Origin of the sequence: Haloarcula sp. CBA1131, from assembly GCF_008728975.1 — an archaeon.
GTDB classification, from domain to species: Archaea; Halobacteriota; Halobacteria; order Halobacteriales; family Haloarculaceae; genus Haloarcula; species Haloarcula hispanica.
Genome location: NZ_RPCY01000001.1, coordinates 2,363,131 through 2,376,052, shown reverse-complemented (window position 1 = coordinate 2,376,052; position 12,922 = coordinate 2,363,131). Strand labels below are relative to the sequence as shown.

Annotated in this window: 19 protein-coding genes; 4 read left to right on the top strand and 15 right to left on the bottom strand. The window is 63.6% G+C overall.

Annotation, left to right across the window (positions count from 1 at the left end; all coding sequences use genetic code 11):
• Position 1: 1 nt before the first annotated feature.
• Positions 2-799, top strand: coding sequence for a metal ABC transporter ATP-binding protein (locus Har1131_RS12025; protein ID WP_014040032.1), 798 nt, complete (start codon positions 2-4; stop codon positions 797-799).
• On the top strand, positions 796-1,770 hold the full coding sequence (locus tag Har1131_RS12020) for a metal ABC transporter permease (RefSeq protein ID WP_014040033.1): 975 nt from the start codon (positions 796-798) through the stop codon (positions 1,768-1,770). Before Har1131_RS12025 ends, Har1131_RS12020 begins: the two co-directional genes overlap by 4 nt.
• A 75-nt stretch (positions 1,771-1,845) precedes the next feature.
• Here the strand turns inward: Har1131_RS12020 and Har1131_RS12015 are convergent, their stop codons facing one another.
• The 12 genes from Har1131_RS12015 to Har1131_RS11970 all read right to left on the bottom strand — a co-directional run bounded on the left by Har1131_RS12015 (position 1,846) and on the right by Har1131_RS11970 (position 9,481).
• Positions 1,846-2,244, bottom strand: coding sequence for a hypothetical protein (locus Har1131_RS12015; protein WP_151146594.1), 399 nt, complete (start codon positions 2,242-2,244; stop codon positions 1,846-1,848).
• 66 nt (positions 2,245-2,310) lie between these two features.
• A complete protein-coding gene (locus tag Har1131_RS12010) occupies positions 2,311-3,018 on the bottom strand; it encodes a TMEM165/GDT1 family protein (protein ID WP_151146591.1) in 708 nt (235 codons plus the stop codon).
• Positions 3,015-3,707 (bottom strand): metal-dependent transcriptional regulator, encoded by a 693-nt coding sequence (locus Har1131_RS12005; protein ID WP_191907479.1) that lies wholly within the window; start codon positions 3,705-3,707, stop codon positions 3,015-3,017. The genes Har1131_RS12010 and Har1131_RS12005 overlap by 4 nt, the downstream gene beginning before the upstream one ends.
• Positions 3,708-3,789: 82 nt before the next feature.
• Entirely contained in the window at positions 3,790-3,939 is a 150-nt protein-coding gene (locus Har1131_RS21785; protein WP_008309829.1) for a hypothetical protein, read from the bottom strand.
• A gap of 128 nt (positions 3,940-4,067) precedes the next feature.
• Complete coding sequence (locus tag Har1131_RS12000; protein ID WP_050007366.1) at positions 4,068-4,316, bottom strand: MTH865 family protein; 249 nt, start codon at positions 4,314-4,316, stop codon at positions 4,068-4,070.
• A gap of 171 nt (positions 4,317-4,487) precedes the next feature.
• A complete protein-coding gene (locus tag Har1131_RS21780; RefSeq protein WP_165353748.1) occupies positions 4,488-4,658 on the bottom strand; it encodes a hypothetical protein in 171 nt (56 codons plus the stop codon).
• A gap of 2 nt (positions 4,659-4,660) precedes the next feature.
• Positions 4,661-4,885 carry a zinc ribbon domain-containing protein gene (locus tag Har1131_RS11995; RefSeq protein ID WP_050007364.1) on the bottom strand — a complete coding sequence of 75 codons (225 nt, stop codon included), beginning with the start codon at positions 4,883-4,885 and terminating at the stop codon, positions 4,661-4,663.
• 241 nt (positions 4,886-5,126) lie between these two features.
• Positions 5,127-5,717: a DJ-1/PfpI family protein gene (locus Har1131_RS11990; RefSeq protein WP_050037826.1), complete on the bottom strand. Its 591-nt coding sequence runs from the start codon at positions 5,715-5,717 to the stop codon at positions 5,127-5,129.
• Between the two features lie 66 nt (positions 5,718-5,783).
• Positions 5,784-6,578, bottom strand: a complete 795-nt coding sequence (locus tag Har1131_RS11985) for an HAD-IIA family hydrolase (protein ID WP_050037827.1) — start codon at positions 6,576-6,578, stop codon at positions 5,784-5,786.
• Between the two features lie 36 nt (positions 6,579-6,614).
• Positions 6,615-8,000 carry a response regulator gene (locus Har1131_RS11980; protein WP_014040040.1) on the bottom strand — a complete coding sequence of 462 codons (1,386 nt, stop codon included), beginning with the start codon at positions 7,998-8,000 and terminating at the stop codon, positions 6,615-6,617.
• 80 nt (positions 8,001-8,080) lie between these two features.
• Positions 8,081-8,755 carry a DUF2071 domain-containing protein gene (locus tag Har1131_RS11975; protein WP_050037828.1) on the bottom strand — a complete coding sequence of 225 codons (675 nt, stop codon included), beginning with the start codon at positions 8,753-8,755 and terminating at the stop codon, positions 8,081-8,083.
• Positions 8,756-8,776: 21 nt separating this feature from the next.
• Positions 8,777-9,481: a YqjF family protein gene (locus Har1131_RS11970; RefSeq protein WP_050037829.1), complete on the bottom strand. Its 705-nt coding sequence runs from the start codon at positions 9,479-9,481 to the stop codon at positions 8,777-8,779.
• Positions 9,482-9,600: 119 nt separating this feature from the next.
• On the opposite strand from Har1131_RS11970, the gene Har1131_RS11965 reads away from it, so the two are divergent.
• Positions 9,601-10,101, top strand: a complete 501-nt coding sequence (locus Har1131_RS11965) for a macro domain-containing protein (protein ID WP_151146588.1) — start codon at positions 9,601-9,603, stop codon at positions 10,099-10,101.
• A 7-nt stretch (positions 10,102-10,108) separates the two neighbouring features.
• Here the strand turns inward: Har1131_RS11965 and Har1131_RS11960 are convergent, their stop codons facing one another.
• The 3 genes from Har1131_RS11960 to Har1131_RS11950 all read right to left on the bottom strand — a co-directional run bounded on the left by Har1131_RS11960 (position 10,109) and on the right by Har1131_RS11950 (position 12,392).
• Positions 10,109-10,399 (bottom strand): hypothetical protein, encoded by a 291-nt coding sequence (locus Har1131_RS11960; RefSeq protein ID WP_151146585.1) that lies wholly within the window; start codon positions 10,397-10,399, stop codon positions 10,109-10,111.
• Positions 10,400-10,456: 57 nt separating this feature from the next.
• Positions 10,457-11,434: an aldo/keto reductase gene (locus Har1131_RS11955; protein ID WP_151146582.1), complete on the bottom strand. Its 978-nt coding sequence runs from the start codon at positions 11,432-11,434 to the stop codon at positions 10,457-10,459.
• Positions 11,435-11,504: 70 nt separating this feature from the next.
• Positions 11,505-12,392 (bottom strand): hypothetical protein, encoded by an 888-nt coding sequence (locus Har1131_RS11950; RefSeq protein ID WP_151146579.1) that lies wholly within the window; start codon positions 12,390-12,392, stop codon positions 11,505-11,507.
• A gap of 103 nt (positions 12,393-12,495) precedes the next feature.
• Between Har1131_RS11950 and Har1131_RS11945 the strand changes: the two genes are divergently transcribed.
• The gene (locus tag Har1131_RS11945; RefSeq protein ID WP_014040047.1) at positions 12,496-12,909 is read left to right on the top strand and encodes a CopG family ribbon-helix-helix protein; all 414 of its coding nucleotides are present in this window, start codon (positions 12,496-12,498) and stop codon (positions 12,907-12,909) included.
• The last annotated feature ends 13 nt before the right edge of the window (positions 12,910-12,922 follow it).

Below are 12,922 nucleotides of genomic sequence, written 5' to 3'. Positions count from 1 at the left end.
AATGCGTTCACAACACAGAGACGATGCCGACGAAGCGCCGACCGAATCGAGCGAGAGCCAGCCATCTGTCGTCGAACTCGCGGACGTGTCGTTCGGGTACACGTCCACGCCCGTCGTCGAAGACATCAGTGTCAGTATCGACGCCGGGGAGTACGTCGCCGTGGTCGGCCCGAACGGCTCCGGCAAGTCGACGCTCATGCAGTTGCTGCTCGGCCTGCTGGAGCCCGATGCCGGGACTGCAGAGCTGTTCGGCGTCGACGCAACGGCGTTCGACGACGGCGCCAGAGTCGGCTACGTCGCACAGCGTGCTGGGACGAGCCGGGAAATGCCGATAACGGTCCGCGAAGTGGTGAAGATGGGCCGGTTCCCACACGTCGGGTTCGGCCGTCTCTCCGCGGCCGATTGGCGTATCGTCGACAGAGCCATCGACACAGTCGGGATGTCGGCGTTCGCCGACCGGCGAATCACCCAGCTCTCCGGCGGGCAGCGCCAGCGGGCGTTCATCGCCCGGGCACTCGCTGGTGAGGCCGACCTGCTCGTGCTGGACGAACCGACCGTCGGCGTGGACACCGAATCGGTCGACGCCTTCTACGGACTGCTCGAATCGCTCCACGACGACGGCATCACCGTCCTGCTCATCGAACACGACCTGCAGGCCGTCACCGAACACGCGGAGCGCGTCATCTGCCTGAACGGTGAAATCTACTTCGACGGTCCGTCGGCGGAATTCACCGACAGCGCGGCGCTGGCCAGAGCCTTCGGGACGGGTGCACAGTCGCTGACTGGAGGCAACGGATGACGCTCGCGCTGGCCGCCGGCGGCGTCTACGAGGCGTTCGTCCCGATCCTCGAACTGTGGTACTGGCTCCTGACACAGCTCTACCATCTGACCGGGCTAGAACTCATCAACCCTGAGTACACATTCATGTACCGGGCGATACTCGTCGGGCTGTGCGTCGGCGTTATCGCGCCGCTCATCGGGACCTTCCTTGTCCACCGCCAACTCGCGCTCATCGGGGACGCACTCGCCCACACGGCCTTCGCCGGCGTCGCCGTCGGGCTGTTTCTCAACGGCGTCTTCGAGCTGGGCGTCTCGCCGTATCTGACCGCCGTCGTCGTGGCCGTCATCGCAGCGCTGCTCATCGAACTCATCTCCGAGGCGACCGACGCCTACAACGACGTGTCGATGGCAATTGTCCTCTCGACAGGATTCGCGCTGGGGACGGTCCTCATCAGCCTCAACGCCGGCGGACTTGCCGTCGGTATCAATCAGTACCTCTTTGGGAACCTTTCGACCGTCTCTGCCGAGAACGCGGTCATCATGCTCGGGCTGTTCAGCGTCATCGTTGGGACAGTCGCGCTCACCCGCAATCAGTTGCTGTACGTCACGTTCGACGAGACCGCCGCCGCCGTCGCCGGGCTCCCGGTCGCCTGGTACAACCGGATTATGGTGATGCTGACGGCGCTCGTCGTCGTCGGCGCGATGCAGATAATGGGCGTCATCCTCGTCGCGGCCATGCTGGTCGTCCCGGTCGCCGGCGCGACACAGGTGTCCCGGAGCTTCTCGGAATCACTGCTGGTCTCGATTGTGCTGGCCGAACTCGCCGTCCTGCTCGGCATCGGTATCTCGTACTACGCCGGTGCGACAGCCGGCGGCGTCATCGTTCTCGTTGCAGTGGGGATCTACGTCCTCTCGGTGCTTGCCGGGAAAGTCCGGCAGACGGGCGCTCCCGATGAAACGCGGGAACTCGACAGCATCAGTCACGACTGAACGACGCCTTTTACTGGGGTCGACCGTTGTAACTGAGAGCTATGGCTGGCGACTAAACGCTGACCTATGGGCGAGTCACTGGAATGCATCACAGTCGCTGCTCCCGCTCTGCCAGTGGACTACGTTGTCACCGGTGTAGTCGACAATGACGTCGTAACAGTTGTCGTCGTCGAACGTCGTCTCCTCCGAGATATCGGTCCCGACGATGGTCGTCGCTATCGTTATCGTGCCCTGTCTGTCCGGAAGCGCATCGTCCAGTTCCACGGTTGCGCCGTCTTCGTCAGCCGCGACGGTATGTGTCTCGTCGTACACCGTTTCGCGGTTGACCGTGACCGTGAACTCGAACTCACATGTCGCCGACCCGGTATTCGTCAGCCGTACGCCGGCGAGCCGAGCGCTCGCAGGACTGAGTGCTGAACATCCCGAGAGGGCAAAGAGTGTTCCTGCTGTGAGAACGCTACGTCTGGAGGGCATCACACGGTATTGTTCAGCCGTCTTGCAAAAGTCTTCTCTCGGCTCAACTCAGCCGGCCCGGTCGTCTCAGACACCCATCTGCGCCGCGATGGACGAGACCATCGTTTCCCACAGCGAGAACCCCATCGTCACGCTCAGGGCGAAGTCTGCGGCGAAAAACAGGAAGAGCCCTGCGCCGACAAAGTGAGCTTTCCGCAGGTTGAAACGGTGAGCGAAACGGTGGAAGAACAGCGCGTTGGCGAGGCTCACCGGAATGATGGCGAGCATCTCACCGGTCCAGATGGCACTGGCGTGGGCGCTGTACTGGGCGGCGAGCGTGATCGTAATGAGCTGGGTCTTGTCGCCGAACTCGCCGAAGGCCATCATCGCGAAGATGGGCAGGAAGCCGCCGAGCTTGTTCGGCACCTGCCAGTCAACGACAGGGACGCGAACGTCTAACTGGCCGCCGTCAGTGGTGAAGCCGGACGCGGGTTCCTGTTGCTCCGCGCCGGCCGCCGGGGCACTGCGGAGCAGTAGTATCGCGAATAGCAGGAACATCCCCGCGGTGAGGCTTTCGAGGACGATGCCGGGCAATAGCGACGTGATTGCGGAACCGAACCAGATCTCCAGTGCCGTCCAGCCGGCGAAGGCCGTCCCCGCCGCGCTGACGACGAGGAGGGGGTTGAACCGCGTCGACAGGCCGGCGATGATGAACTGGACTTTCTCGCCGGGGAGAACAGCCAGCTGCGCACCGGCCGCTATCGCGACCACTGTCAGCCACGTCGCGTCGCTCACGCCTGGCTCACTCCGTCTTCGCCCTGCGTCTCTGGTGCGCGGACCTGAATCGCATCAGCGATGTGGTCCGGGAGCGACACTGACGACCCGCTCTCTAGCTGGACCGTCACCATCCCGATGGGGGCGACCTCCTCGACGGTCAACACGGTTCCCGGCGTGATGCCGGCGTCGGAGAGATACGTGAGTTCGCTGGGATCACGGTCCCGGACCCGTGCGACTTCGAGTCGTCCCCCTTCACTGTGTTCCGACAGCGCCGTCGCGGACTCGTCGTCGATGGGGTCCAGCGAGTCGCTGGGAATCGGGTCTCCGTGGGGGTCGAACTCCGGCTCGTCGAGGACCGCCGCGACCCGGCGCTCAAACTCCTCACTGATGTGGTGTTCGAGCACCTCCGCTTCCTCGTGGACTTCGGCCCAGTCGTAGCCCAGCTGCTCGGTGAGAAACGTCTCGAGCAGGCGGTGGTGGCGGATAATCTCCAGCGCCACCGTTTCGCCTTCCGGCGTCGTCCGCACGCCCTTGTACTTCTCGCGTTCGACCAGCCCGCGGTCGGCCAGTTTCTCGACCATACTGGTGACCGTCGGTGCCGTAACGTCCAGCATCTCGGCGATAGTAGACGGAGCAATCGGCGGGTCGCCGTCCCGCTCGAGGCGATAGATGGCCTTCAGATAATCCTCCATCTTGGCACTCAACATACACCAAATTAGACAAATCTAACTCAAAAGATTGGCGATTCCAACAACTTTGTGCGCACCGGACACATTCGACCGACCGCCGTCAGTCGTCAGCAGCGTACGTTTCTCGTCGGTTCCGTGTCAGGAGCCACAGGAACAGATAGCCGATGGCACCCAGAACGAACAGCGTTGCGGGGATGAGAAACGGTCCGAACGTCCGAACGAGCGTCTCGATCCCCGGCAAACCGACCATATACCGACTAGGGGCGTTGCCCTGATAAAGCTCAAGGGTCTGGCGGGTACGGCTACCACTCGTTTGTCCGGGAATCTCGCAAGTTATCGCACGAGACCGGTGAAGCGGCCGGAGCCGGTGTGGCCCGCTCAGATGAGGTCCTGATCTTCGAGCGAAGTCATGACGTCGTCGACGAACGCGTCGACGTTGTCGTATGGGAACTCCCCGTTGAGCTTCGTGTTCAGTTCCATCGCTGTCATTGAGAAGTCGCCGGACTCGAACTTCGTCGACGGGCCGCCCGGGAGTGCCGGAACGAGGTCCATCGGACTGGAGATGGGGTAGTCTGCTTCCTGGAACGCGTCAACGAACTGTGAGCGGAGGTCTTCTTTGTCAACCATGGTCGGATGTTGTGGGAGTATTATGATAAAAGGTTCGACATCGGTACACTTTCCCATTGTTTGGAGTTTATTCGGGAGTTACAACGGTACTAGGCACTCACGCCGCTGAATCAGTGTGGGGAAGTACGCGAACGACTCAACCCTGCAATCGACGCGACGGTCCCGTGTTGGTCACCGGACCCGACTGTCGTCGTCCGTATCGCGCCGGGCCAGTCGTTCGGCCGTCTCGCGATCCATCTCGTTGCGCTGATCGTGCTCGCTTCGGACCAGCGCGTATAGGACCAGCGGTGCGACCACCGCGAGCGACGCGACCACGAGGAACAGTCCGGTTACGGCGGGCATCGTCAGCCGAGGAAGATATCCGCCAGATCACTGCCCGCGGATCCGGTGTCACGGTACAACTCCGAGTAGCCGCAGTTCGTACATGTGACGACTTGGAACTGGTTCGTCTGGATGTCGAACATCTTCGAGAGGCCGCCGCCAGTGGTCGAGATGCTACCCACGTCAGTGCCGGTGTGGCCGCACTTCGGACAGCCGCGGTCGTCAGTGGAACGCGTGTTGGAGGGCATTACACGCTACCGTTCTCTCCCCAGGATAACAAATCTGGTGCCACTGTGACACGTACTCGGCTATCTGCTGGTGGTCGCAATAGCTACTCCAATCTGTCACTTCGTATAAGCGTTGAAAACGAGGCGGGCGAACGTAATGGTGCACTATGCCAGTTCCCACCCGCCTCAACGGAGGGAAACGCCCGGGTTATTTGTTTGTTATGAATTCCTCAATCCTGCATGGCTCAGCCAACGAATGCGCTCAATCGTCGGCCGGGATCGGGTCACCGTGGGACACTTCGTCGCCGAGCAGGTCCATGAACTGCGCGAGCCACTCGGGATGGTCAGGCCAGGCCTGTCCGGTGACGAGGTTGCCGTCGGTGACTACCTCGTCGACCCACGAACAGCCGGCGGCCTCGCACTCGGCACGACAGGCCGGGTACGCCGTCATCTCGTAGCCGTCCAGTACGTCGGCAGCGGCGAGAATCTGCGGACCATGACACAACGCCGCGACGGGTTTGTCCTCCTCGAAGAAGTGCCGGACCGCGTCCAGCACCTCGTCGTAGGTCCGGAGATACTCGGGTGCGCGACCGCCGGGGACGACGAGTGCGTCGTAGTCGCTGGGCGTCACGTCGGCCATCGTCGCGTTCAGGACGAAGTCGTGACCGCGGGACTCCATGTAGGTCTGGTCGCCACGGAAGTCGTGTATCGCTGTCTTGACCGTCTCTTCGGCCTCTTTGTCGGGACACACCGCGTCGACCTCGTGGCCGACCATCTGCAGCGCCTGGAACGGCACCATTATTTCGTAGTCTTCGACGAAGTCACCGACGATCATGAGGATGTCTTTGCCCATTGGAAACATCAGTCAAAGCTACGGTCGCAGTCGAAATAAAGTCGCAGGTGAATTACCAGTTTCGTGTCACCTGTCGAGCGATGTAAGCACCTGCTCGATATCCGCCAGTGAATCGATGACGTAGTCGGGCGTCACGGCGCTCCGTTCCAGCGACCGCTCGTTGGATACGCCGGTCCGGACGAGCACAGTCGTCATCCCGTTCCGCTCGCCCATCGCGATGTCCGTCTCCAGCCGGTCACCGACGATGAGACAATCCGCCGGCGCACAGTCCAGCCGTTCTAGCGCCGCCTGAACAGCAATCTCTGACGGCTTCCCGAGTATCCGGTCCGGATCCCGTTCGATGACTCCGGCGACGGCGTTGATTATCGCCCCGGAGCCGGGGACCGGGTCGCCGTCCTCGCCGGGGAACGTCCGGTCCGGGTCGGTCCCGAGGAAGACGGTGTCGTCGTCGACGGCCCGGAGCGCGTCGACCATATCGTGGTAGTGGAAGCCGTCCGTCCAGGAGGCCAGTAACACGTCGGTCTCGGCGGGGTCCTCGACTAAGCGTGCGTTCGTCCCTTCGACCAGACCGCGGAGTTGGTCGCTCCCGATGACGAACACGTTGTCCTCCGCGTGGGACCCGTTGAGGTACTCGCGGGTGACGACGCCGGAGGAACAGGCCTCACCCTCGCGGGCATCGACGCCCATCCCACGCAAGCGCTCGACGTACTCGCTCCCGTCGTGGATCGGATTGTTCGAAAAAAAGCAGATTCCCAGGCCTCGCTCCCTGAGCACGTCGATTGCCGACGCCGCGCCCGGCAACAACGTTTCTCCGTGGTACACCGTTCCGTCCAGGTCGACGATGACCCCCTCGACTGTCATTACCACCACTCGGGACCCGGCGGTGAAAAATCCGTCTCAGTCGTGCAGTTCGACGTCTGTCACTTCGAAGCGCGCCCCGCCGCTGTCGCTATCAGTCAGTGACACTTCCCAGCCGTGGGCCTCGGCGACCTGTTCGACGATAGCCAGGCCGAACCCGGTTCCGTCCTCCGTCGATGAGTAGCCCATCTCGAACACGTCGTCTGCGTCGTCCTCGACACCCTCGCCGTTGTCCGCGATGTAGAACCCGTCGTTGGATTCCAGCAGTCCGACCTCGATTTCGACGTCACCATCGTTGTGTTCGATGGCGTTTCGAAACAGGTTCGCCAGCAGGTCCTGCACGCGCCCGCTGTCGGCGGCGAGTTCCGTGCTCGACTCGACCGACATGGAGGCCTGTTCCGCCTCGATCCAGGTCCACGCAGTCGACGCCAGCGTGGATAGCTCCGTCTCCTTCGGATCACTGACAGTCTGGCCTTGCCGTGCCAGTGTGAGTACGTCCTCGATGATACAGCCCATCCGGTCCAGCGACCGGTCGATCTTGGCGATCAGTTCGGCCTCTTCGCTGTCGGCAGGCTCCCCGAGCAAATCGACCGCGCCCTGCGCGACGTTCAGCGGGTTCCGGAGGTCGTGACTGACGACGCTGGCGAACTCCTCTAACCGCTCGTTCTGGCGCTCCAGTTCGCGCTGGCGTTCGACGCGTTCAGTGATGTCGCGTGAGACCAACTGGAAGGTATCGGCTTTGCGGTGACTGTCGACGGGGATATACTGGTTGTGGTAATGCCGCCCCCCGACGGCGTCCTCGGACCGTGTCGCAGTACCGTTCTCGACCGCGCTTTTCCCGGCTTCGAGACGCTGGCTGGCCGCTTCGCTGTCCATCACTTCGCTCAGTTGCTGTCCGATGAGCGCATCGGGGTCAGCACCCAGTCTGCGTGCCATCGAGGGATTCACTGAGAGGAGGGTCCCGTCAGTCGTCAGGTGGACGATACCATCCGGCGAATCAGATACGAGCGATTCGAACTTCTTGCGGGTTCGCTCCTGTGAAACGACGTTCTCGATCCGGTTTGCAAGCCGACCGTACTGTTTGTCTTCGACGACTTCGAGTTTCAGGAGGTAGTCGGCGACGCCCGCCGCAATCGCCGCACTCGCCGTCTCTTCGTCTCCCCGCCCAGTCAGCAGAATGAACGGGATAGAGGGGTTTGTCTCCCTGATCTCTTCGAGAAGCTCCAGCCCGTCCATTTCCGGCATTTCGTAGTCACTGACGACGCAGTCGAACCCACCCCCGTCGAGTCGCTCCAGCGCTTCCGTAGCGCTGTTTGCAGCAACGGACTCGATGCCGTGTTGTTGCGTGAGCGTATCAGCGGTCATCTCCGCGAAAAAATCGCTGTCGTCAACAACAAGCGTTCGTATATTACTTTCAGATGTCATATGGGCGGCAGGGTCCTTGTTCCCCCAACGGTCTGTCCGTACTTATATTTCAAGGGAGCTAGGTTGCCCGCTGGTCCCGGCTAGGGCGGTACCGGTGGGGCAATCGAAACCCGAAGCCCAGGACTGTGATGGACTAACGGCTCTGCCTCACGATCAGATATGTCAACCAGTGGGAGTACTGACCCGGTCACAGTGGCGTCAACGCGGTCGAGTCGCCACGGGTCGTGGCCGACGCTCCCAACGAGATGCGTCCCGAAGCGCCCGGTTGTGAAGTACCGTTGTCGGTCGACGAGGAACGAGGCCAGTGAGTCCGGTGGAATCGCCACCGGCTCACCGCCAGCCGTGTACCGGCACTCGAACAGTCGCCGCTCCCCGGCGTCGAGGACCCGGCGACGGTCGGCCGTTGAGAGCGTTCGCGGGGTAGCGTCACCGACTGTGATGCGAAACAGCTCCGAAACCGCCGTCGTTGTCCGCCTGTCGTCACCGAACAGCGCCAGCACGCAGACCCCGCGCTGACCGGTCGGTCCGCGGACGTAGGTCCGAACCGTGAGCAACTCCGACGGCCCGGCGACCTCGATACCGAACGTCTCGACGCGGTCGACAGTTGCCCCAACGGCCGACACCCAGGCGTCGCCGTCAGCCGTCTTGACGGTGAGCCAGTCGGGGACTGTCGCCTGCACCGCTGTCTCGGGGACCGGCCAGTGACAGAAGCAAACGTCGTCGAGCGTGACCTGCAGCGGACGGAGGGCGACCACACCCTCACTGGGGCCGACACGCTAATCAGTGTACTGGGAGACCCCGTCGAGCCGGTGGAGTCGCCCCGCAGTCACCGGAATCTCGGCGCAGTAGTGGACGAGCGGCTCGCCGTCGGGCCTGTCGAACCCCGACGCGGCGAACAGGCCGTTCGTCCGAATGTCGGCTCGCCCCGCTTGGAGCGGCCACGGCTCGTGGTCGATGTCGGCGTAGTACACCGTGCCGTCGTCGCTCGCGGCGTAGAAGCGGTACCGTTCCACGAGGAACGACTCCACCGAGCCCGGTTCGGGTGTCGACGGCGGCTCAGTCGGCTCGTAGGTGGCGTGGAAATCCGCCGGCGGTGCGCGCGAACTGGTCCGACGGCTCCGGAACTCGACGCTGTCGCCGTCGGGCCGGACCTGCATCGATGCCCGGTAGTAGGACAACTGGAACAGCCGCCGGGCCAGCGTGACGCTGAGGCGGTCGTCGGCGTCGAGGTTGTAGAAGTACACCCCCGGCGTTCCGTCGGCGACCACGTAGGTCCGGAGATTTAGCTCGCCGAAGGACCGCCCAATCGGACTGCCTCGCGGCCTGATGTCCGCCATCTGGAACGGGACCACACTGAGCCACGCCTGCCCGTCGTACGTGTCGACAGCGAGCCCGTCCGGCAGCGTCGTCTGGACGATATCGGGCTCGACTGGCCAGTGCATGAACCCCACGTCCCGCCACGTCATCGTCAGCAGGTCCATATCTGGTAGTAAAGGCCAAACAGGTTTCTGCCTGTCGTGGGACGCGGTGACAGATAGCAATGAGTGCGTCCGGCCGCATCGGCGCTAGAACTTTGACCGCTCCGCCCCCAGCATCGTGCATGGAGTTCGAGGTGATCCAGGGCGACATCGCTGCACAGTCGGCGGACGCACTGGTCAACGCGGCGAACACGAGCCTGCAGATGGGCTCCGGCGTCGCGGGGGCGCTCAAGCACGCGGCCGGGTCGGGGCTGAATGACGAGGCCGTCGCGAAGGGACCGGTCGACCTCGGCGGTGTCGCCACGACCGACGCTTACGACCTCGACGCCGAGTACGTCATTCACGCCGCCGCGATGCCACCGGGCGGCCAGTCAACCGCCGAGAGCATCCGCACGGCGACCCGGAACGCACTGGTGGAAGCGGACGCACTGAACTGTGAGTCGCTCGTTCTCCCGGCGCTCGGCTGTGGTATCGCCGGATTCGACTTCGAGGAGGGTATCCGAATCATCTGCGAGGAGACCAGCGACTTCCAGCCCGACTCGCTAACGGACGTTCGACTCATCGCCTACTCCGACGACGACTTCAAAGGGATGCAACGAGTCGCGGCTGGCGTTCGCGACTAGCGGTCTGTCACAGCAGGTGTACGCGCCCGGCGCGCCACTCCCAGGCGACTTCCAGTGCGATCCAGCAGACGAGCCAGACCGCGGCGAAACTGAACACCAGCCACGTCGACCCGAGATACGACGGGCCGGCGGTGGCCTGGAGCCAGGGGTAGGACTGCACGCCGATGACGAGCGTCGCGACGAGCCCCAGTATCCCGGTCACGTAGTGTTCGACCGCGTTACCTATCGAGCAGACGCAGGCGTCACTGCCCGCCGTCTCCTCGAGTGTCTCGCTGCTCGGCCCCCGAGCATTGGTCATTGTTACCTGTCCTCAAACTAGTGCTTCATCACACAGCGGGTTAACCGTTTCGGCGGCTCACTCGTGGCCAGACACCCGAACTGGCTCGTATGTCTCTTCCAGCCACTCCACGTCGCTCGCAGAGAGGTCGATTTCGAGCGCCGCGACCGCTTCTTCGAGGTGTTCGAGGCTACTCGTCCCGATAATCGGCGCGTCGACCCACTCCTTGTCGAGCACCCAGGCCAGCGCGATCTGTGCCATCGAGGCGTCGTACTCGTCGGCCAGTTCCTGTACGCGCTCGTTGACCTCGCGGCCGTTACCCTCGAAGTAGGGGTGCTCGCGGGCGTAATCGTCCGTCTCGCCCCGGACCGTCTCCTCGACCTGCTCGTGCGGGCGGGTGAGATAGCCCCGGGCCAGCGGGCTCCACGGCATCACGCCGACGTTCTCTTTCTCACACAGCGGGAGCATCTCGCGTTCCTCCTCGCGGTACAGCAGGTTGTAGTGGTTCTGCATCGTCTCGAACCGCTCCAGCCTCTCGCGCTCGCTCGTCCGCAGCGCATCGGCGAACTGGTGGGCCCACATCGAGGACGCGCCGACGTAGCGCGCCTGTCCCCGCCGGACGGCGTCATCCAGCGCCCGGAGCGTCTGTTCGATTGGCGTGTCGTAGTCCCAGCGGTGTATCTGGTAGAGGTCGACGGTGTCCATCCCGAGCCGGGAAAGCGAGTTCGACAGTTCCTGCTCGATGGCTTTCCGCGAGAGCCCTCCGGAGTTGGGGTCGTCCTCGTCCATCTGGAAGAACCCCTTCGTCGCCACGACCTGGCTGTCGCGGTCGTAGTCGTCGAGGACAGTCCCGAGGACGCGCTCGGACTCGCCCATCGAGTACATGTTTGCCGTATCGAAGAAGTTGATGCCGAGGTCGATGGCCCGCTCGATGACCTCGCGGCTCTCCGCTTCGTCGAGCACCCAGTCGCGCCACTCCGAGGTTCCGAAGCTCATACAGCCCAGACAGAGCCGGCTGACCTCCATACCAGTCGACCCGAGTGTCGTGTACTCCATGTTCCCCACCCCGGGCGCTCCGAGCAAAAAGGATGGGGCGAGCGGCCGGACCGCGGTGAGAAACCGTCCGTCAGAGCATGCCAGCCACGAACCCGAGACCCATCGTGACGAGCACGACGGCGGAGACCAACGGGAGGTACGGCGTGTACCGCTCGACGGCCGCCTCGTGCTGCTGGTAGCCAGCGATGAGCGCCATCGTCAGGCCGACGAGCGCGACGATGACCGTGGCCGCGTAGGCGCTAATCAGCTCCAGACAGTACGGCGAGCCGGCACAGAGGGCGATAATCTCGAACTCCTCCTCGTGAGCGAACCCCAGCAGGAAGGCGAACCAGGCGATGCCGAACAGCCCCCGGTCGGCGGCATCGTCCAGACCATTGTGCGCGTGGGAGTGGCCGCCGACGAGCGGGAGTCTGCCGAACACCCGCGACCATAGGCCGCCGCTGTCGTCTCCGTGCGAGTGGTTACTGCCGTGGGAGTGCCCGTGGTGCTGATGCTGATGGTCCTGCGAATTGGAATCAGTATGGGAGTTGGCATTTACTTCGCCATGCTCGTGGTCGTGGCCCGATGCCGCCTGGTGGTCGTGAGTCTCCGCCGCGTCGCCATGCCCGTGGTCGTGGCCGTACCGATACTCACGGATGCCAAGCACGATGAGCAGACAGCCGGCCACGATGCTCACCGGCCCGCCGATGTGGACGCCAGCGGCCAGTTCCAGCGGCTCGTTGGCCTGCGTGAGGTCGAAGTAGGCCTTGGCGTAGAAGAACGCGAACACCATCGCGATGCTGCTGACGAGGTGGCCGACGCCCAGCAGGAGGCTCGCCGCGAAGCCGGACAGCCACGCGTTGGACTGGTCGAGGGCGTAGGACGCGGCGACCGGCCAGCCGTGGCCCGGTTCGAGCCCGTGAACCGCGCCGAGAGCGATTGCCCCGAGAAACAGGCCGAGTGCCTCGCTGTATGCCATCGATGTACCACACCGACGCTACGGCCCTGCCTAAGGGTTGTTACTACGGAATCGGGGGCTGCGTAATACGGGGACCTTTGTGGCCGGCGACGGCAATCCGGGTATGCGAACGAGCGTCAACATCCCCGAAGGCCTTCTCGCGGAGTTCGACCGCGTCTGGCGCGAACAGGACCTGGAAAACCGCTCGCGGGCGGTGCGAGAGGCTATGGAGGAGTACGTCGAGCGACACTCACGGCTCGCGGCGATGGACGGCGACGTGGTAGCGCTGGTCGGGTTCGACTACCGCCACGCCGACGTGATTCGGGACCTCCACGCCGTCCAGCACACGTTTCAGGACGTGATTCTCAACACCAGTCACACCCATCAGGGCGAGTGGTGTCTCGAATCGCTGTTCTGTCGCGGCCCGGCCGAGCGGGTCCGGGACCTCACCTATCGGCTACGGGACTTCGACGCCGTCCGCCGAGTGAAGGTGATGGTCATCCGCGACGAGGCGGCGGAGCCACACGGCCACGGGTAACGCCTGCACTTCT

Excerpts from the sequence above, each read along its gene's own strand:
- Har1131_RS12025 (WP_014040032.1), top strand. The coding sequence starts at position 2 with ATGCGTTCACAACACAGAGACGATGCCGACGAAGCGCCGACCGAATCG.
- Har1131_RS12020 (WP_014040033.1), top strand. The coding sequence starts at position 796 with ATGACGCTCGCGCTGGCCGCCGGCGGCGTCTACGAGGCGTTCGTCCCG.
- Har1131_RS12015 (WP_151146594.1), bottom strand. The coding sequence starts at position 2,244 with ATGCCCTCCAGACGTAGCGTTCTCACAGCAGGAACACTCTTTGCCCTC.
- Har1131_RS12005 (WP_191907479.1), bottom strand. The coding sequence starts at position 3,707 with ATGTTGAGTGCCAAGATGGAGGATTATCTGAAGGCCATCTATCGCCTC.
- Har1131_RS21785 (WP_008309829.1), bottom strand. The coding sequence starts at position 3,939 with ATGGTCGGTTTGCCGGGGATCGAGACGCTCGTTCGGACGTTCGGACCG.
- Har1131_RS12000 (WP_050007366.1), bottom strand. The coding sequence starts at position 4,316 with ATGGTTGACAAAGAAGACCTCCGCTCACAGTTCGTTGACGCGTTCCAG.
- Har1131_RS21780 (WP_165353748.1), bottom strand. The coding sequence starts at position 4,658 with ATGCCCGCCGTAACCGGACTGTTCCTCGTGGTCGCGTCGCTCGCGGTG.
- Har1131_RS11995 (WP_050007364.1), bottom strand. The coding sequence starts at position 4,885 with ATGCCCTCCAACACGCGTTCCACTGACGACCGCGGCTGTCCGAAGTGC.
- Har1131_RS11990 (WP_050037826.1), bottom strand. The coding sequence starts at position 5,717 with ATGGGCAAAGACATCCTCATGATCGTCGGTGACTTCGTCGAAGACTAC.
- Har1131_RS11985 (WP_050037827.1), bottom strand. The coding sequence starts at position 6,578 with ATGACAGTCGAGGGGGTCATCGTCGACCTGGACGGAACGGTGTACCAC.
- Har1131_RS11980 (WP_014040040.1), bottom strand. The coding sequence starts at position 8,000 with ATGACATCTGAAAGTAATATACGAACGCTTGTTGTTGACGACAGCGAT.
- Har1131_RS11970 (WP_050037829.1), bottom strand. The coding sequence starts at position 9,481 with ATGGACCTGCTGACGATGACGTGGCGGGACGTGGGGTTCATGCACTGG.
- Har1131_RS11965 (WP_151146588.1), top strand. The coding sequence starts at position 9,601 with ATGGAGTTCGAGGTGATCCAGGGCGACATCGCTGCACAGTCGGCGGAC.
- Har1131_RS11960 (WP_151146585.1), bottom strand. The coding sequence starts at position 10,399 with ATGACCAATGCTCGGGGGCCGAGCAGCGAGACACTCGAGGAGACGGCG.
- Har1131_RS11955 (WP_151146582.1), bottom strand. The coding sequence starts at position 11,434 with ATGGAGTACACGACACTCGGGTCGACTGGTATGGAGGTCAGCCGGCTC.
- Har1131_RS11950 (WP_151146579.1), bottom strand. The coding sequence starts at position 12,392 with ATGGCATACAGCGAGGCACTCGGCCTGTTTCTCGGGGCAATCGCTCTC.
- Har1131_RS11945 (WP_014040047.1), top strand. The coding sequence starts at position 12,496 with ATGCGAACGAGCGTCAACATCCCCGAAGGCCTTCTCGCGGAGTTCGAC.